The sequence below is a fragment of the Streptomyces sp. NPDC004327 genome, from assembly GCF_042873935.1.
In the GTDB taxonomy this organism is placed as follows: domain Bacteria; phylum Actinomycetota; class Actinomycetes; order Streptomycetales; family Streptomycetaceae; genus Streptomyces.
On record NZ_JBIAME010000012.1, the window covers coordinates 158,885 to 176,159 of the forward strand.

The window sequence follows — 17,275 nt, forward strand, 5'->3', positions numbered from 1 at the left end:
CGTCGTTACTTCTCCTCTTCCCTCTTGCGGGCGAAGGCCCAGGCGTCCGAGACGATGTCGGCCAGGTCGGGCCGGGACGGCGTCCAGCCGAGCCGCTCGCGGGCGGCGTCGGCGGAGGCGACGAGGACGGCGGGGTCGCCGGCGCGGCGCTCCGCCATGACCTCGGGGACGGGGTGGCCGGTGACCTTGCGGACGGTCTCGACGACCTCGCGGACGGAGAAGCCGTTGCCGTTGCCGAGGTTGCAGATCAGGTGCTCGCCCGGGGTCATGGCGTCGAGGGCGCGCAGGTGGGCCTCGGCGAGGTCGGCGACGTGGATGTAGTCGCGGACGCAGGTGCCGTCGGGCGTCGGGTAGTCGTCGCCGTAGACGTTGATGGCCTCGCGCTGTCCGAGGGCGACCTGCAGGACCAGCGGGATGAGGTGCGACTCGGGGTCGTGGCGCTCGCCGCACTCCTTGTAGGCGCCGGCGACGTTGAAGTAGCGCAGCGAGACGGCGGCGAGGCCGTGGGCGGCGCACTCGCCGGTGATCATGTGGTCGACGGCGAGCTTGGTGGCGCCGTAGGGGTTGGTCGGCGCGGTGGGCGCGGACTCGGTGATCGGCACGGTCTCGGGCTCGCCGTAGGTGGCGGCGGTCGACGAGAAGACGAGGCGGCGGACACCGGCGTCGCGCATGGCGGCGATGAGCGCCATCGTGCCGGCGACGTTGTTGTCCCAGTACTTCTCGGGCTTGGCGACGGACTCGCCGACCTGAGAGAAGGCGGCGAAGTGCAGGACGCCGTCGTAGGAGGAGTCCAGCCACTTCGCGGCGTCCTGGATGCGGCCCTCGATGAAGGCGGCACCGGCGGGGACGCCCGCGCGGAAGCCGGTGGAGAGGTCGTCGAGGACGGTGACCTCGTGCCCCGCCTCGATGAGGTGGGCGGCGACCGTGCTGCCCACGTAGCCGGCTCCACCCGTCACCAGGTACTTGGACGTGCCTGCCTTGCTCAACTGCTTGCCACCTCTCGGAGTCTGTCGGCCGCGGACTCCGGCGAGACGTCGTTCATGAACGCGCCCATGCCGGATTCGGTGCCCGCGAGGTACTTCAGCTTGCCAGAGGCCCGCCGGACGGTGAAAAGCTCCAGGTGCAGCGCGAACTCGTCACGGTCCTCGGCGGCGCCGGAGCGGGCCGTGGGCGCCTGGTGCCAGGCGGCGATGTACGGGGTGGGCGGGGCGTCCGGGCCGAAGAGGCGGTCGAAGCGGCGCAGCAGCTCCAGGTAGAGCCGGGGGAACTCGGCGCGGGCGTCGTCGTCGAGCGCGGTGAGGTCGGCGACCCGCCGGTGCGGGTACAGGTGGACCTCGTACGGCCAGCGGGCGGCGTACGGCACGAAGGCGGTCCAGTGCTCGCCGGCGAGGACCACCCGCTCGTCCTTGCGCTCGCGCTCGACGAGGTCGTCGAAGAGGTTGCGCCGGGTGTGGGCGCGGTGCGCGGCGGCGTTGCGGAGCATGGTCGCGGTGCGGGGCGCGGTGAAGGGGAAGGCGTAGATCTGCCCGTGGGGGTGGGCGAGGGTGACGCCGATCTCGGCGCCGCGGTTCTCGAAGCAGTAGACCTGCTCGACGCCCGGGAGCGCGGAGAGCTCGGCGGTGCGGTCGGTCCAGGCGGCGAGGACGAGGGCGGCGCGCTCCTCGGTGAGGTCGGCGAAGGACGCGGTGTGGTCGGAGGTGAAGCAGACGACCTCGCAGCGGCCGTGCTCGCCTTCGAGCGAGGGGAAGCGGTTCTCGAAGACGGCGACCTCGTAGGAGGTGGCCGGGATCTCGCTCTGCCAGTCGTCGGTGGAGGGGCAGAGCGGGCAGCTGTCGGCCGGTGGGTGGTAGATGCGGCCCTGCCGGTGGGAGGCGATGGCGACGTACTCGTCGAGCAGCGCGTCGTAGCGGATCTCCGAGGCGGAGACGACGGGGTCGAGGGGTCGCCGGTCGACGGCGGCGCGGTCTTCGTCGTGCGCGTCGAAGTAGACGAGCTCACGCCCGTCGGCGAGACGGGTGACGGTCTTCCTCACGGCGGGCTTCCTCACGGCGGGCTTCCTCACGGGATGGACCCAACAGAACCACCCACAAAAAACCACAACCAAACATCGATGCGCAAGAGTCGACCTTGGCCGACCACCCGAAAGCAGCACCCGCTACATGCGCGGCCGCGGCACCCGATCCAGCAGCCCCGTCCGCGCCGCCAGCGCCGCCGCCTCCAGGCGCGAGCCCACGCCCAGCTTCATCAGCACCCGCTGCACATGCGTCCGGGCCGTGCTGGGCGCGATCGCCATGCCCACCGCGATCACCCGGGTGTCCTCGCCCTCGGCGACCCGCACCAGGACCTCCGCCTCGCGCGGCGTGAGCAGCCGCAGCAGCCGCTGCCCCTCGTCGTCGGGCTGCGCGGCCGGGTTGAGCAGCTCCGCGAAGGCGCCCTGGATGAGCTGCGGCGCCACGGCCGCCTCACCGGCCCTGGCCTTCACCAGGGCCCGCTCGACGCCCTCGATGCGCTCGTCGTGGCGCACGTAGCCGGACGCCCCGGCGGCGAACGCGGCGGCGATGCCGCGCGGCGAGGGGACCGGGCCGAGCACGACGACGGCGATCTGCGGGCGCTCCCGCTTGATCCGTACGACGGGGTCGAAGACGCCCGGCTCGGCGGGCGCCGACGTCCCCAGGAGGCAGACCTCCGGTGCCCGGCTCACCACCAGCTCCGCGGCCCCGGCCACCGGCGCGGCCGCGGCGAGCACCCGGTGCCCGCGCAGCTTCAGCGCCGAGGCCAGTGCCTCCGCGTGCAGTCGGTGGTCGTCGACCACCATGAGCCGAACCCCCATCTGTCCTCCCCCTCCCGGGCCAGGCCGTCCCCCGACCCGCACCCTGCCCCGGCAAGCTACACACTCCCCCGCGCCGCTTTGCCCCAATCGCGCAAAACACCGAGGGCCCCTCCATCCCGGAGGGGCCCTCGGCGGCGTCGCGTTGACGCCTGAGCGGCGATCAGCGGCCGTCAGCCGGCGGTGGCGAAGCCGACCGCGAGGTACTGCTTGCCGTACGCGGACGTGCTCTTGCTGACCAGGGTGTCGGCGACGAAGAAGTGGCCGTTGCCGAAGAGGTACTCGGCGCCGGTCGAGCTGAAGCTCGTCTCCGCGTCGCGGGTCGGCTTGTCGGCCGGGTTCTCCATCAGGAGCGTCGGCTTCATCGTGCCGCCGTTGAGGGAGACGATCTGCCCGCCCTTGTCGTACGGCGGGATCTTGTACGCGATGAGGTCGCCGCCGTCCATGCGCAGCGGGACCAGCGTGTACCTGTCGCCCGCGTCGGCCTTCGCCGGCAGCGACTGACCGGTGTTCAGGTCGAAGGCGATGATCTCGTTGGTCTCGTCGCCGTACTCGCCGGTGCTGCCCTCGTGCTCCTCGGTGGGCACGTACAGCCGGTTGTTGCCGACCGCCAGCATCGTGCAGGCCTCGACGTGGGTCGAGCGGCAGCGGCCGGCGTAGTGGTCCGCGTCCGCCGTGATCTTGGCCTTGAGCTTGCCGGTCTTCTCGTCGATGGAGAAGAAGTCCGAGATGCCGCTGCCGTCACCGGCCGCGTCGTTCACGTCGGCCGCGACGACCAGCGGCTTGGTGGAGACGACCGACGCGAAGTCGACGCCCGTGGGCATCTTGTACTGCGAGATCGGCGCACCGGTCATCGGGTCGAGGTTCTGGATGGTGACCGACGGGTCGTTGTACGAACCGCACTTGCGCACCGCGACGAGGCCGTCGCCGCCGCCGTAACCGAGGTCCTCGCAGTCGTTGGCGTTGGCCTGCGGCTTCCAGCGCGGGTTGCCGTTGGCCACGTCGAAGGCGGCGCCGCCGTCCATGCCGCCGGCCGCGACGGTCCGGCCGGAGAGGGTGACCTCGGCGAAGGTCGCCTTCTTGTCGCCCGCCGTACCGCCGGTGACCGACGTCGTCCACACCATCTTGCCGGTGACGAGGTCGACCAGGCCGACCTCGGTGCACGGCTGGTAGTAGCGCGGCGCGACCCGCTTGGTGGCCTCGAAGAGGACCGGCACCTTGAAGTCGGCCGTCATGTGGCGCGAGGCGCCGCAGACCTGGCCGGTCAGCGGCAGGGTCCACAGGACCGTGCCCTTGTCGAGGTCGTAGCCGACCACCGAGTTGACGCCCGTCTTCACGTACGCCTTGTCGGTGATCCAGGAGCCGGAGACGTCGGTGACGTCCGGGACCTTCGGCAGCTGCACCTGGAAGGCCAGCTTGGACTTCGGGTCGGCCGGGGCCTTCTCCTTGCCGTCCCCGCCGATGCCGCCGTCCTGGCCGCCGTCCTTGCCGCCGCTCGCCGCGCCCGACGTGCCCTTGGCGTCATCGCCCTTGTCGCCGCCACCGGAGTTGGCGTACCACAGGCCGCCGCCGACGAGCAGCACGACCGCGACGACCGCCGCGATGACGATCTGCATCTGCGCGGACAGCTTCTTTCCGCCGGGACCGCCGGGTACGGGCGGGGGCGGCGGGGCGTAGCCGTACTGCTGCGCGGTCGGCGGCTGCTGGTACTGCTGCGGCTGCTGGTACTGCGGCTGCTGCGGCGGGTACTGCGGCTGCTGCTGCGGGTAGCCGTACGGCGGCTGGACCGGCTGCTGCGGCGGCGGCACGGGCGCGCCGAACCCTCCGGGCGGAGGGTCCTGCGGGGCCCCGAAGCCTCCCGGGGGAGGCCCCGGGGGCTGGTTCGGCGGGGGTGGCGGCTGCGTCATGACATTCGTACCTCAGGGAAGGAGGGAAGGGGCGCGGTGCGTCACTTGCCGTAGGCCATCATCGTCTTCGTCTCCTTCTCCTCCTGGTCGTTGGCGGCGGAGACCCGGCCGGCCGCGATCACGAAGGTGCCGTTGGAGTACGCGTACCGGGCGCTGTAGAAGGAGCTCTCGATCTCGGCCGTCGCGACCTGGTGCTGGAGCACCACCTTCGGCGCGCCGCCCGTCGGGGCGAGGGTCGCGACCGCGCCGCCCTTGTCGAACTTGGGCTCGACGTAGAGCAGCACGTCCGAGCCCTCCATGCGCAGCGGCGTCATCTGCTGCTCGGCGGGCGCCTTGGAACGCCACTTCTGCTTGCCGGTGTTGAGGTCGAAGGCGACGACCTCGTTGGACGTGCCGTAGGAGGTGTCCGTGGCCATGTAGAAGGTGTTCGCGTCGGCGGCGACACCGGTGCAGCCCTGGAGGTTCTGGCCGAAGATGACGAAGGTGCCGCCGCAGTGCGGGGCGTACTTGTCGTTGCCGCTGCCCTGGATCTGGGAGCGCAGCGAGCCGTTGGCGTTGAGCGCGAAGACGGACCACTTCTTCTCGTCGCGCTGGGTGGCGGAGACGACCAGCGGGTCGACCGAGTAGACCTTGTCGACCTCCCAGTTCGGCTTCAGGCTGAACTGCCACTTGGCCTTGCCGGTGACCGGGTCGAACTCGCTGACCGCCTGCTGCTCCTTGCTCGCGTCGCCGGAGGGGCACTTGACGGCGCCGATGAGCTTGGAGCCGCCGGCGAACGCGATGGGCTTGCACTTGCCGTTGGAGGCGCCGGCCGGGAAGCCGAAGAGCTGCTTGCCGTCGGCGAGCGAGTATCCGTAGGCGCTGCTGCTGCCCGCCGCGGTCACCGTGCTGCCGCTGATGGCGAGGGTGTTGTCGGAGAAGCCGAAGAAGCCGGCGCCCTTGGGGACGGACTGCTTCCAGCCGGCCTTGCCGCTGGTGGCGTCCACCTGCTGGAGCTCGGTGCACTTGGCACCGTCCTTGGCGTTCTCCTGGTAGGCGAAGACCATGGCGCCGTTGGCGGCGGGCTCCTGCGCGGCGGCGCACAGCTTGAACGGCACGTCGAGGTGCCACTTGGCGGAGCCGTCGGCGAGGCTGTAGCCGTCGATGCCCTTGTACATGGCCTTGACGACGGTGTCGCCGACGATCCACGGGCCGAAGACGTCGGCGCCGTTGCGCGGCAGGTCGACGTTGTTCTTCAGGAGCCAGTCGACCTTCGCCTCGCCGGGCTTGCGGCCGGAGTTCAGGTCGTTGTCGTCCTCGCCGCCGTCGCCCTTGCCGTCGCCCTTGTCGACGGAGTCGGTCGGCTTGGGCACGGTGCTGGAGGAGTTGCTGGGCTTGGCGACCGGGTTGTCGTCGCCACCGCCGCTCAGCGCGAACCAGGTGCCGCCGCCGATGACGAGCAGCGCGGCGGCCGCCGCGGCGACGATGACGCCGGGCTTGCCCTTGAACGGGTTGTTCCCGCCGCCGGAGCCGGGCGCGGGGGCGCCGGGCATCGGGGCGGTCGGGTAACCGCCGTAAGGATTCGGCTGCTGGCCGTAGGGGCCGGGCTGCTGGCCGTACGGACCGGGCTGCGGCTGCTGCGGGTAGCCGTACGGGCCGGACTGCGGCTGCTGCGGGTAGCCGTACGGGCCGGGCTGGGCCGGCGGCTGCACCGGCGGGGCCTGCGGCACGGTCGGCGGCATCGGCGGCGCGGCCGGGGCCTGCGGCGGCATCGGCGGCGCGGCGGGCGCCTGCGGCGGGACCGGCGGCGCGGCCGGGACCTGCGGCGGAACGTTCTGGCCCAGGCGCGGATCCTGGGGCGGATCCTGGCGCGGGTCCGGGTCGGGTGCGCCGAATCCCTGCGGCGGCGGCTGGTTGCTCGGCGGCTGGGTCATCAGCGCGTTCCCCCTTGAAAGTGAGCGGGTTTTCTTTCTACCACTCACCTGATGGCGCAAAAGTGACCGGTCCGTCCCTTGTACCCAAGGGAGGACCGGCCCGTGATGCCCTCGTTACTCGTCTTCTACGACATCTCTACGCGTCGGGGGCGCGGCGCGCGTGCGACGCGCGCACGACGCGGGTCCGCTACGCGTCCTCGGCGAGCTCCAGCCACCGCATCTCCAATTCCTCGCGCTCCCCCGCGAGTTCCCGGAGCTCGGCGTCCAGCTTGGCCACCTTCTCGAAGTCCGTGGCGTTCTCGGCGATCTGAGCGTGCAGCCTGGACTCCTTCTCGGAGACCTTGTCGAGCTGCCGCTCGACCTTCTGCAGCTCCTTCTTCGCGGCGCGCGCGTCGGCGGCCGACACCCCGGACTTGGGCGCCGCGGCGGGCGCGGGGGCCGGGGTGGCGGCCTCGATCATCTTCTGCCGCCGCTCCAGGTATTCGTCGATGCCACGCGGCAGCATCCGCAGCGTCTTGTCGCCGAGCAGCGCCAGGACGCGGTCGGTGGTGCGCTCGATGAAGAAGCGGTCGTGGGAGATGACGATCATCGAGCCGGGCCAGCCGTCGAGCAGGTCCTCCAGCTGGGTGAGCGTCTCGATGTCGAGGTCGTTGGTGGGCTCGTCGAGGAAGAGGACGTTGGGCTCGTCCATGAGGAGCCGGAGCAGCTGGAGCCGGCGCCGCTCGCCGCCGGAGAGGTCGCCGACCGGCGTCCACTGCTTGTCCTTGCCGAAGCCGAACTGCTCGCACAGCTGCCCGGCGCTCAGCTCCCGGCCCTTGCCGAGGTCCACGCGGTCGCGGATCTGCTGCACGGCCTCCAGGACGCGCAGCTCGGCGGGGAGTTCGGTGACGTCCTGGGAGAGGTAGGCGAGCCGCACGGTCTTGCCGACGACGATCTTCCCCTCGGCCGGCTGCTGCTCGCCCTCGGAGACGGCGGCGTCGGCGAGGGCGCGGAGCAGCGAGGTCTTGCCGGCGCCGTTGACGCCGACGAGGCCGATGCGGTCGCCGGGGCCGAGCTGCCAGGTGAGGTGCTTGAGGAGGGTCTTCGGGCCGGCGGTGACGGCGACGTTCTCCAGGTCGAAGACGGTCTTGCCGAGCCGGGCGTTGGCGAACTTCATCAGCTCGCTGGTGTCACGGGGCTCCGGGACGTCGGCGATCAGCGCGTTCGCCGCCTCGATCCGGAACCGCGGCTTCGACGTGCGGGCGGGGGCGCCGCGCCGCAGCCAGGCCAGCTCCTTGCGGACCAGGTTCTGCCGCTTGACCTCCTCGGTCGCGGCGATCCGCTCCCGCTCGGCGCGCGCGAAGACGTAGTCGGAGTAGCCGCCCTCGTACTCGTAGACCGCGCCGCGCTGCACGTCCCACATGCGGGTGCAGACCTGGTCGAGGAACCACCGGTCGTGGGTGACGCAGACCAGCGCCGAGCGGCGGTTGCGCAGGTGCTCGGCGAGCCAGGCGATGCCCTCGACGTCGAGGTGGTTGGTGGGCTCGTCGAGGACGATCAGGTCCGGGTCCTCGATGAGCAGCTTGGCGAGCGCGATCCGCCGCCGCTCGCCACCGGACAGCGGCCCGATGACCGTGTCGAGCCCCTTCTCGAACCCCGGCAGGTCGAGCCCGCCGAAGAGCCCGGTCAGCACGTCCCGGATCCTGGCGCTGCCGGCCCACTCGTGGTCGGCCATCACGCCGATCACCTCGTGCCGGATCGTCGCCGCCGGGTCGAGCGAGTCGTGCTGCGTCAGCACGCCGAGCCGCAGCCCGCCGCTGTGCGTGACGCGCCCGGTGTCGGCCTCCTCCAGCTTGGCGAGCATCCGGATCAGGGTGGTCTTGCCGTCGCCGTTGCGCCCGACGACCCCGATCCGGTCCCCTTCGGAGACGCCGAGGGACACCCCGTCGAGCAGTGCACGGGTGCCGTACACCTTGCTGACGGACTCGACATTGACCAGATTGACGGCCATTTCACTCCTGTACCGGGGGATCGATCGACATCCAGGGTAGACGGCGACACCAAACGGGCGGCGCGCTCACCCTGAGTGACGAACGGATCGGCGGCGACGGGCGCCGGGACCGGCGGCGGGCGGATGTCGGTCCCGCCGGCGGTGTGCCAACCGGGGCCATGCCGTCGGCCACGCGAGCGATCTCCCGGCCGGGGCTGCCGCCGGGCCGGGCCGGCGGGTCGTCATGTTCTTCTCGTGCCGCTCCCGGCATCTCACGACCGCCCAAGGAGAGCCCGATGCCCCGCCTCCCCCATCGCCCTCGTCTCCCCCGTCTCCTCCGTCTCCCCCGTCTCGTCGTGTTCGCCGCCGGCACCGCCGCGCTCGGCGTGCTCGCCGCCGGACCCGCGCCCGCCGCGGCCGGCAAGCCGGGCGGTGATCCGACGGTGTCGGATCCGAGCGTCCTGGCCCACTTCGACTTCGGCGCCGGTCAGACGCCCGAGAACATCGCCCTGGAGCCCGACGGCTCCGCCGACGTGACCTGGGCCTTCGCACGGCAGATCGCCCGCGTCGACCCGGAGGGTCACACGGAGGTCCTCGCCGAACTGCCCGCCGTCACGGACCCGCAGACGCCCAACATCGGCGCGGCGATCGTCACGGGCATCGCCCGTGCGCACGACGGCGTGCTGTACGTCGCCTACGCCACCGGCACGGCCGAGACCGGCATCTGGCGCGTCGCCCCGGACGGCGGCGAGCCCGAGCAGATCGCCCAACTGCCGGCGAACGGCTTCCCGAACGGCATCGCGATCGACGAGGAGTGCGGCACGCTCTACGCCGCCGACTCGGTGCTCGGCCGGGTCTGGAGCGTGCAGCTCGACGACCCGAAGCCGCGGGTGTGGGCGTCGGGCAACGCGCTGCTGCCCGCCGCCGCGGGCGGCTTCGGGGCCAACGGGCTGAAGCTGCACGACGGGGCGGTGTGGGTGACCAACAGCGACCGGGGCACGCTGCTCCGCATCCCGGTCGGACCCGACCCGGACCGGGCCGCCGGGCCGGTCGAGACGCGGGCGACCGGCCTGGACGGCGTGGACGACTTCGCCTTCACCGGTCACGGCGACACCGTGCTCGCCGCGCGGATCCTGAAGAGCGAACTCGACCTCGTACGCCCCGACGGCACCCACAAGGCCGTCCTGACCGCCAAGGACGGGCTGGACAACCCGACCTCGGTGGCGGTGCGCGGCAAGACCGTCTACGTCAACAGCGCCGCCTACTTCACGACGCCCGACCCGGACCCGAACCTGCTCCTGGCCCGGATCTCCAAGGACAAGTAGCCGCTCAGGCCAGGACGCTCGCCCCGGCCGCCGGGGAGGTCGCCACCCGGGCCGTCCGACAGGTGCCGGAGGCGATCAGGGCCGCGGCGACCGACGCGGCGGCCTCCGCGTCCTTCACCAGGAACGCCGTCGTCGGCCCCGAGCCGGAGACCAGGCCGGCGAGCGCGCCCGCCTGCGTGCCCGCCGTCAGGGTCGCGGCGAGCGAGGGCCGCAGGGACAGCGCGGCGGGCTGGAGGTCGTTGGCGAGGGCGCCGGCCAGCGCGACCGCGTCCCCCGTCCGCAGGGCGTCGAGCAGCGCGGGCGCGGCGGCCGGCTCCGGCACGGCCACGCCCTCGGTCAGCCGGTCGAACTCGCCGTACACCGCCGGCGTCGACAGCCCGCCGTCGGCGACCGCGAACACCCAGTGGAAGGTCCCGCCGACCGGCAGCCCGGTCAGCTTCTCGCCGCGCCCGACACCGAGCGCCGCACCGCCGACCAGGCTGAACGGCACGTCGGAGCCCAGCTCGGCGCAGATGTCGAGGAGTTCGGCGCGCGGGGTGTCCAGGCCCCACAGCGCGTCGCAGGCCAGCAGCGCGCCCGCGCCGTCGGCGCTGCCGCCGGCCATGCCGCCGGCGACCGGGATGTCCTTGGCGATGTGCAGGTGCACGTCGGGCGAGATGCCGTGCCGGGCCGCGAGCAGCTCGGCGGCGCGCGCGGCCAGGTTGGTGCGGTCGAGCGGCACCTGGTCGGCGTCGGGGCCCTCGCAGGTGATCGTGAGCGTCTCGGCGGGGGTCGCCGTGACCTCGTCGTACAGCGACACGGCGAGGAAGACGTTGGCCAGGTCGTGGAAGCCGTCGGCCCGGGCGCCGCCGACCGCGAGCTGGACGTTGACCTTCGCCGGAACCCGTACGGTCACGCTCATCCCCTGGCCTCCGGCTTGTTCTCGGCGATCCGGGCGAACTCCTCCACCGTCAGCGCCTCGCCCCGCGCCTGCGGCGAGATGCCGGCCGCCACCAGCGCCTCCTCGGCCGCCGCCGGCGAGCCCGCCCAGGTCGCGAGCGCGGCCCGCAGGGTCTTGCGGCGCTGCGCGAAGGCCGCGTCGACGACCGCGAAGACGTCCTTCTTGGCCGCGGTCGTGGCGACCGGCTCGGTGCGCCGGACGAGCGAGACGAGACCGGAGTCGACGTTGGGCGCGGGCCAGAAGACGTTGCGGCCGATGGAACCGGCCCGCTTGACCTCCGCGTACCAGTTCGCCTTCACCGACGGCACGCCGTACACCTTGTTGCCCGGCCGGGCCGCGAGCCGGTCCGCGACCTCCGCCTGCACCATGACGAGGGTGCGCTCGATGGTCGGGAAGCGGTCCAGCATGTGCAGCAGGACCGGGACGGCGACGTTGTACGGCAGGTTCGCGACGAGGGCGGTGGGCGGCGGGCCCGGCAGCTCCTCGACGTGCATGGCGTCGGAGTGGACCAGCGCGAAGCGGTCCTTCTTCCGCGGCATGCGCGCGGCGATCGTCGACGGCAGCGCCGCGGCGAGGATGTCGTCGATCTCGACGGCCGTCACCCGGTCCGCGGCCTCCAGGAGCGCGAGAGTGAGGGAGCCGAGCCCGGGGCCCACCTCCACCACCACGTCGTCCGGGCGCACCTCGGCCGTGCGGACGATCCGCCGCACGGTGTTGGCGTCGATGACGAAGTTCTGGCCCTTCTGCTTCGTGGGGCGGACGCCGAGGGCGGCGGCCAGCTCACGGATGTCGGCGGGGCCGAGGAGGGCGTCGGGGCTGTCGGGGCCGGTGGTGGTGCTCACCGGTACAGCGTACGGGGCCCTACGGCCGCCGGGCCGCCGGCTCACTCGTACAGCCTGCGCCCGCAGTGCGGCCACGGGCTCGCGCCCCGCCGCACGTACAGCTTCTTCGCCCGGAACGTCTGCTCCGCCGCCGTCGCCTCCTGCGCCACGCCGCTGCCGCCGAGGGCGCGCCAGGTGCCGGGATCGAACTGGTAGAGCCCGCCGTACGTCCCCGAGGCGTCGACGGCGGTCGGCCGGCCGCCTGACTCGCAGGCGGCGAGCGCGCCCCAGTCCAGGCCGTCGGCGCCGGCCACCGAGCCCGGCAGCGGCCGGGTGCCGATCCGGATCCGCTGGGGGACGGGTTCGCGCACGGTCTCCTCGGCGATCCGGCGCGGCCGCTGCCGCACCCCGTTGACCGTCCGCAGCGCGTAGGTGACCCGGCGCACGCCCGGCACGCCCCGCTGCTCGACGAGCTCGGTGCCCGCGAACAGCTCCGGGTCGCGGGTCCGCTCGACGGCGTACGGGACGGGCTCCTCGCGGATCTCCTCGCCGCCGCTGATCCGCAGCACGGTGATGGTCTGGCCGTCGCGCGGGAAGGAGTCGGCCGGCACGGAGGTGGTGTCCTGGCCGGACAGGGTGAGGCCGGCGTCGTCGACGGCCTCGCGGACGGTGGCCGCGTTGGTGCGCACGGTCCGTTCGCGGCCGTCGGCGAGGAAGGTGACCGAGCGCTCGGTGCGCACGTCGAGGGCGAGGCCGTGGCGGGAGATCGGCGCGCCGCGGGAGACGGACAGGTACGCCCCTTCGGCCCGCACCCCGAGCTGGCGCAGGGCCCCGTCGACGGTCCGCGCGGTGGTCCACACCTGGCGGCGCTGCCCGTCGAGGGTGAGGGCGACGGGGCGGCCGTAGCGGACCACCACCTCGTCGCCGCTGACCAGTCCGGAGCCGGGGGCGGGGGCGACGATGTCGTGCTCGCCGACGGCCAGGCCCTCGTCGGCGAGGAGGTCGTCGATGCCGTCGGCGAAGGTGTGCAGGGTGCGCGGGACGCCGTCGACGGAGAGCCGGACGGCCTTGTCGCTGGCCACGAAGGCGCTGGTGCCGCCGGCGAGGAAGGCGACGACGAGCGCCTGCGGGACGATCCGGCGCAGGCCCTCGACGGCGGGCGGGGCGGACTTGCGCCGCCGGGCGCCGCCGCCGGACCGGTGGCCCTGGGGAGTGCTCACGAGGCCGGGACCCTAGCCCCGGCGCCGGTCACTCTCCACGACGACCCGACCACATGGTGTAACCGTTATGGATCAGTAATCGAAGGCGCGGGCCGTGTTCGCGGCGATCGCCCCCGCCAGCTCGTCCTCGCCGATCCCGCGGACCGCCGCCATGGCCCGGACGGTGACCGGGATCAGGTACGGGGCGTTGGGGCGGCCGCGGTAGGGCGCGGGGGTGAGGAAGGGCGCGTCGGTCTCGACGAGGACCAGGTCGAGCGGGGCGACGGCGAGGGCGTCGCGCAGCGGCTGGGCGTTCTTGAAGGTGACGTTGCCGGCGAAGGACATGTAGTAGCCCTTGGCGGCGCAGATCTCCGCCATCGCGACGTCGCCGGAGTAGCAGTGGAAGACCGTCCGCTCGGGCGCGCCCTCCTCGTCGAGGACCCGCAGGACGTCGGCGTGGGCCTCGCGGTCGTGGATGACCAGGGCCTTGCCGTGCCGCTTGGCGATCTCGATGTGGGCGCGGAAGGAACGCTCCTGCGCGGCCATGCCCTCGGGGCCGGTGCGGAAGTGGTCGAGGCCGGTCTCGCCGACGGCGCGGACGCAGGGCAGGGCGGCGAGCCGGTCGATCTCGGCGAGCGCGTCGTCGAGCGCCGCGTCCCCGCCTCCCTCGCGGGCGCCCTGGCGGGACCAGCCGTCGGGATCCCCGAGGACGATCCTCGGGGCCTCGTTGGGGTGCAGGGCGACGGCCGCGTGCACGTTCTCGTGCCGGGCGGCGGTCTCCGCGGCCCACTGCGAGCCCTTGATGTCACAGCCCACCTGGACGACGGTCGTGACGCCGACGGCGGCGGCCTTGACGAGGGCCTCCTCGACGGTGCCGGACTGCATGTCGAGATGGGTGTGCGAGTCCGCGACCGGGACCAGCAGGGGCTCGGGCAGCGGCGGCGGGGCGTCCTTGGAACTCATGGCCCCGATCGTACGAGGGCCATGAGATCACCCGCGAAGGATTACCGCTTGCGGAAAGGGTGGAGAAGGTCGGAAAGATGCCAGTGGTGCGGTACGGGGGGCCTTTCCTCGCCCGCCGCCTCCGGGACGTCCTCGGTCAGCTCCTGGCCGATCGGCCCGGCGATCGACACCGGTCGCGTCGCCCTGGCCCCGCGGCCGTGGTGCTCGGCCGCGGCCGCCGAGTCGAGCACGGACGAGACCTGGCCCGCGCGCATGATGCGGACGACGTGGCTGCCGCAGTTCATGCAGGTGGGGCGGGACAGCGGGGACGGGACCCGGGCGCCGTCGGCCTTGTAGACGACGTACCCGTGCCCGTGGGCGTCGACGTGGTGCTCGATGTCGTACGCCTGCTCCCAGCCGTAACCACATCTCATACAGGCGAAGGCATACGCCTCGTGCGCGACCTCATGGGCGACGGACGGCGTTCCGGTGCCGGTGATCTCAGTCATTCCAGCTCCTCTCCACTGAACCAGTGGACGCCTTTTCGGGCCGGAACGCATCAGCTCCGGAAGAACCATGGACGCGCTTTGGCGTTTCCTTGCCCAAAGGCCCTGGGAGCGGGCCCGCCGCCGGGTTCCGCTTTGCCTTTCAGATTAGTCCTTTACCGTTTCCGGGGCCCGGTGCCGCCGCGTTCTTTGCCGCGACGACCGCATCGAACACCTCGCGCTTGGGAATGCCGGCGTCCGCCGCCACCGCCGCGATCGCCTCCTTGCGCCGCTCGCCCGCCTCCTCGCGCACCCGCACCCGGCGCACCAGCTCCTCGGCGTCCAGCTCGGCCGGCCCGGTCTCCGGGGCGCCCTCGACGACGACGGTGATCTCGCCCCGCACGCCGTCCGCCGCCCACTGCGCGAGCTCGCCGAGCGGGCCGCGCTTGACCTCCTCGTAGGTCTTGGTCAGCTCGCGGCAGACGGCGGCCCGGCGGTCCGCGCCGAAGACCTCGGCCATCGCGGCGAGCGTGTCGTCGAGCCGGTGCGGGGCCTCGAAGTAGACGAGGGTGCGGCGCTCGTCGGCGACCTCGCGGAGCCGGCCGAGCCGCTCGCCCGCCTTGCGCGGCAGGAAGCCCTCGAAGCAGAAGCGGTCCACGGGCAGCCCGGACAGCGCGAGCGCGGTGAGCACGGCGGACGGGCCGGGCACGGCGGTGACCTTGACGTCCTGCTCGACGGCGGCGGCGACCAGGCGGTAGCCCGGGTCGGAGACGGAGGGCATGCCGGCGTCGGTGACGAGCAGCACCCGCGCCCCGCCCACCAGCGCCTCGACGAGCTCGGGCGTCCGGGCGGACTCGTTGCCCTCGAAGTACGACACCACCCTGCCCTTGGTGTGCACGCCGAGGGCGCGGGTGAGCCCGCGCAGCCTGCGGGTGTCCTCGGCGGCCACGATGTCCGCGTTCTCCAGCTCGGTGGCGAGCCGGGGCGGGGCGTCCGCGATGTCGCCGATGGGGGTACCTGCGAGTACGAGCGTTCCAGTCACGCCTCACATCCTCCCAGCCCGCTGTGACATCCACCCAGCCCGGGACTCCCCGCCCTTACGGGCGACGCGCACAGGCGCGTTCCCTACGATGGCGCGGTGACCAGTACCGCACCCGAGGCCCTGGAGGGTCCGCACCCCATGGCACCGACCGTGGCAGAACCCTCTTCCTGGCAGCAGCGGCTGCGGCGCTTCGGCTACCGGCCGCCCGTCGCGGGCGCCGCCGGCACGCTGTCGATCGGCCTGCGGGAGCGGCTCGTGCCGCCGTACACCCGGCCCTCGCCGCGGCTGTGGTCGCTGTTCGGCATCTCGCCGGCCGGCGCCGAGCGGGTGTGGCGGTTCGCCGCCTGGGGCGGTCCGCTGTTCGTGGCCCTGGTCGCGGGCCTGCTGCGGTTCTGGAACCTGGGCAAGCCGCACGCGGTGATATTCGACGAGACGTACTACGCCAAGGACTCCTGGGCCCTGATCAACCAGGGCTACGAGGGCGCCTGGCCCAAGGACATCGACAAGACGATCCTGGCCGACCCGGGCGCGGTGCTCGTGCCGACGGATCCGGGGTACGTGGTCCATCCGCCGGTCGGCAAATGGGTGATCGGCATCGGCGAGAAGCTGTTCGGCTTCGAGCCGCTGGGCTGGCGCTTCATGGTGGCGCTGCTCGGCACGCTGTCGGTGCTGATGCTGTGCCGGATCGGGCGGCGGCTGTTCCGCTCGACCTTCCTCGGGTGCGTCGCGGGCCTGCTGCTCACGGTGGACGGCCTGCACTTCGTGATGAGCCGTACGGCGCTGCTCGACCAGGTGCTGATGTTCTTCGTGCTCGCGGCCTTCGGCTGTCTGCTGATCGACCGGGACCGGGCGCGGGCCCGGCTCGCGGGCGCGCTGCCGACGGACGAGGAAGGGGTGCTGCGGCCGGACGCGTCGGTCGCGGAGACCCTGGGGCTCGGCTGGCGGCCCTGGCGGCTCATGGCGGGCGTGATGCTCGGCCTGGCCGCCGGCACCAAGTGGAACGGCCTCTACATCATGGCCGCGTTCGGCCTGATGACGGTCCTGTGGGACCTGGGCGCCCGCCGTACGGCCGGCGCGATCCGCCCGTACGCGGCGGTGGCCAGGCGCGACCTCGTCCCGGCCTTCCTCTCCGTCGTCCCGGTCGCGATCCTCACCTATGTCGCCTCCTGGACCGGCTGGATCGTCACCGACAAGGGCTACTTCCGGCACTGGGCCGCGGAGCAGGACCGGATGGGCGGGGGCGGGACCTGGGGCTGGCTGCCGGAGTGGCTGCGCAGCCTGTGGCACTACGAGACCGAGGTCTACAAGTTCCACGTGGGCCTGACCTCGCCGCACACCTACCAGTCCAACCCGTGGAGCTGGATCGTCCTCGGCCGCCCCGTCTCCTACTTCTACGAGTCCCCCGCGCCCGGCACCGCCGGCTGCCCGGCGAGCGCCACCGAGAAGTGCGCCCAGGAGGTCCTCGCCCTCGGCACGCCGCTGCTGTGGTGGGCGGCCTGTTTCGCGATCCTGTACATCCTGTGGCGCTGGGCCTTCCGCCGCGACTGGCGCGCGGGCGCGATCGCGTGCGGGATCGCGGCGGGCTGGGTGCCGTGGTTCCTCTATCAGGAACGCACCATTTTCTATTTCTACGCCGTGGTGTTCGTGCCGTTCCTGTGCCTCGCGGTGGCGATGATGATCGGGGCGATCGTGGGACCGCCGGGTTCCTCGGAAAGGCGGCGGACTTTCGGGGCGGTGGGCGCGGGTGTGCTCGTTCTCCTCATCGTCTGGAATTTCATTTACTTCTGGCCGCTGTATACCGGGACGGCGATTCCGATGGAGGCGTGGCGGAACAGGATGTGGCTGGACACCTGGGTGTAGTGGCGGCATCCGCGGGGCACCGGCCGGGCGGATGACGGGTGTTGC

General features: G+C 72.7%; 14 protein-coding genes. 2 read left to right on the forward strand and 12 right to left on the reverse strand.

Features of this window, described 5'->3' with window-relative positions:
• Positions 1–5: 5 nt before the first annotated feature.
• From galE to ACFYU9_RS34105, 6 genes are all read right to left on the reverse strand, one after another.
• Positions 6–986: a UDP-glucose 4-epimerase GalE gene (galE, locus tag ACFYU9_RS34080; protein WP_389215636.1), complete on the reverse strand. Its 981-nt coding sequence runs from the start codon at positions 984–986 to the stop codon at positions 6–8.
• Positions 983–2,032 carry a galactose-1-phosphate uridylyltransferase gene (gene galT / locus ACFYU9_RS34085; RefSeq protein WP_389347412.1) on the reverse strand — a complete coding sequence of 350 codons (1,050 nt, stop codon included), beginning with the start codon at positions 2,030–2,032 and terminating at the stop codon, positions 983–985. Before galT ends, galE begins: the two co-directional genes overlap by 4 nt.
• Before the next feature lie 123 nt (positions 2,033–2,155).
• Positions 2,156–2,830 (reverse strand): LuxR C-terminal-related transcriptional regulator, encoded by a 675-nt coding sequence (locus ACFYU9_RS34090; RefSeq protein ID WP_389215630.1) that lies wholly within the window; start codon positions 2,828–2,830, stop codon positions 2,156–2,158.
• Between the two features lie 170 nt (positions 2,831–3,000).
• A complete protein-coding gene (locus ACFYU9_RS34095; RefSeq protein WP_389215627.1) occupies positions 3,001–4,734 on the reverse strand; it encodes a PQQ-binding-like beta-propeller repeat protein in 1,734 nt (577 codons plus the stop codon).
• A 41-nt stretch (positions 4,735–4,775) separates the two neighbouring features.
• The gene (locus tag ACFYU9_RS34100) at positions 4,776–6,647 is read right to left on the reverse strand and encodes a PQQ-binding-like beta-propeller repeat protein (protein ID WP_389215624.1); all 1,872 of its coding nucleotides are present in this window, start codon (positions 6,645–6,647) and stop codon (positions 4,776–4,778) included.
• 187 nt (positions 6,648–6,834) lie between these two features.
• Entirely contained in the window at positions 6,835–8,637 is a 1,803-nt protein-coding gene (locus ACFYU9_RS34105; protein ID WP_389215621.1) for an ABC-F family ATP-binding cassette domain-containing protein, read from the reverse strand.
• A gap of 275 nt (positions 8,638–8,912) precedes the next feature.
• Between ACFYU9_RS34105 and ACFYU9_RS34110 the strand changes: the two genes are divergently transcribed.
• Positions 8,913–9,941, forward strand: a complete 1,029-nt coding sequence (locus tag ACFYU9_RS34110) for a hypothetical protein (RefSeq protein ID WP_389347413.1) — start codon at positions 8,913–8,915, stop codon at positions 9,939–9,941.
• 4 nt (positions 9,942–9,945) lie between these two features.
• Here the strand turns inward: ACFYU9_RS34110 and ACFYU9_RS34115 are convergent, their stop codons facing one another.
• From ACFYU9_RS34115 to rsmI, 6 genes are all read right to left on the reverse strand, one after another.
• Positions 9,946–10,842, reverse strand: coding sequence for a 4-(cytidine 5'-diphospho)-2-C-methyl-D-erythritol kinase (locus ACFYU9_RS34115; protein WP_389347415.1), 897 nt, complete (start codon positions 10,840–10,842; stop codon positions 9,946–9,948).
• On the reverse strand, positions 10,839–11,723 hold the full coding sequence (gene rsmA, locus ACFYU9_RS34120; protein WP_389347417.1) for a 16S rRNA (adenine(1518)-N(6)/adenine(1519)-N(6))-dimethyltransferase RsmA: 885 nt from the start codon (positions 11,721–11,723) through the stop codon (positions 10,839–10,841). Before rsmA ends, ACFYU9_RS34115 begins: the two co-directional genes overlap by 4 nt.
• 41 nt (positions 11,724–11,764) lie before the next feature.
• Complete coding sequence (locus ACFYU9_RS34125) at positions 11,765–12,922, reverse strand: ubiquitin-like domain-containing protein (protein WP_389347419.1); 1,158 nt, start codon at positions 12,920–12,922, stop codon at positions 11,765–11,767.
• Between the two features lie 72 nt (positions 12,923–12,994).
• A complete protein-coding gene (locus ACFYU9_RS34130) occupies positions 12,995–13,864 on the reverse strand; it encodes a TatD family hydrolase (RefSeq protein WP_389347421.1) in 870 nt (289 codons plus the stop codon).
• Positions 13,865–13,905: 41 nt separating this feature from the next.
• The gene (locus tag ACFYU9_RS34135; RefSeq protein WP_389215604.1) at positions 13,906–14,352 is read right to left on the reverse strand and encodes a hypothetical protein; all 447 of its coding nucleotides are present in this window, start codon (positions 14,350–14,352) and stop codon (positions 13,906–13,908) included.
• Positions 14,353–14,491: 139 nt separating this feature from the next.
• Positions 14,492–15,370, reverse strand: a complete 879-nt coding sequence (gene rsmI / locus ACFYU9_RS34140) for a 16S rRNA (cytidine(1402)-2'-O)-methyltransferase (RefSeq protein ID WP_389347423.1) — start codon at positions 15,368–15,370, stop codon at positions 14,492–14,494.
• Positions 15,371–15,466: 96 nt separating this feature from the next.
• Between rsmI and ACFYU9_RS34145 the strand changes: the two genes are divergently transcribed.
• Positions 15,467–17,230 carry a dolichyl-phosphate-mannose--protein mannosyltransferase gene (locus tag ACFYU9_RS34145; RefSeq protein WP_389215598.1) on the forward strand — a complete coding sequence of 588 codons (1,764 nt, stop codon included), beginning with the start codon at positions 15,467–15,469 and terminating at the stop codon, positions 17,228–17,230.
• Positions 17,231–17,275: the final 45 nt, after the last annotated feature.

What these genes read in the sequence shown, in the direction of transcription:
- ACFYU9_RS34090 (WP_389215630.1), bottom strand. Translation starts at nt 2,830, where the DNA reads ATGGGGGTTCGGCTCATGGTGGTCGACGACCACCGACTGCACGCGGAG.
- ACFYU9_RS34095 (WP_389215627.1), bottom strand. Translation starts at nt 4,734, where the DNA reads ATGACGCAGCCGCCACCCCCGCCGAACCAGCCCCCGGGGCCTCCCCCG.
- ACFYU9_RS34100 (WP_389215624.1), bottom strand. Translation starts at nt 6,647, where the DNA reads ATGACCCAGCCGCCGAGCAACCAGCCGCCGCCGCAGGGATTCGGCGCA.
- ACFYU9_RS34105 (WP_389215621.1), bottom strand. Translation starts at nt 8,637, where the DNA reads ATGGCCGTCAATCTGGTCAATGTCGAGTCCGTCAGCAAGGTGTACGGC.
- ACFYU9_RS34110 (WP_389347413.1), top strand. Translation starts at nt 8,913, where the DNA reads ATGCCCCGCCTCCCCCATCGCCCTCGTCTCCCCCGTCTCCTCCGTCTC.
- ACFYU9_RS34115 (WP_389347415.1), bottom strand. Translation starts at nt 10,842, where the DNA reads ATGAGCGTGACCGTACGGGTTCCGGCGAAGGTCAACGTCCAGCTCGCG.
- ACFYU9_RS34130 (WP_389347421.1), bottom strand. Translation starts at nt 13,864, where the DNA reads ATGAGTTCCAAGGACGCCCCGCCGCCGCTGCCCGAGCCCCTGCTGGTC.
- ACFYU9_RS34135 (WP_389215604.1), bottom strand. Translation starts at nt 14,352, where the DNA reads ATGACTGAGATCACCGGCACCGGAACGCCGTCCGTCGCCCATGAGGTC.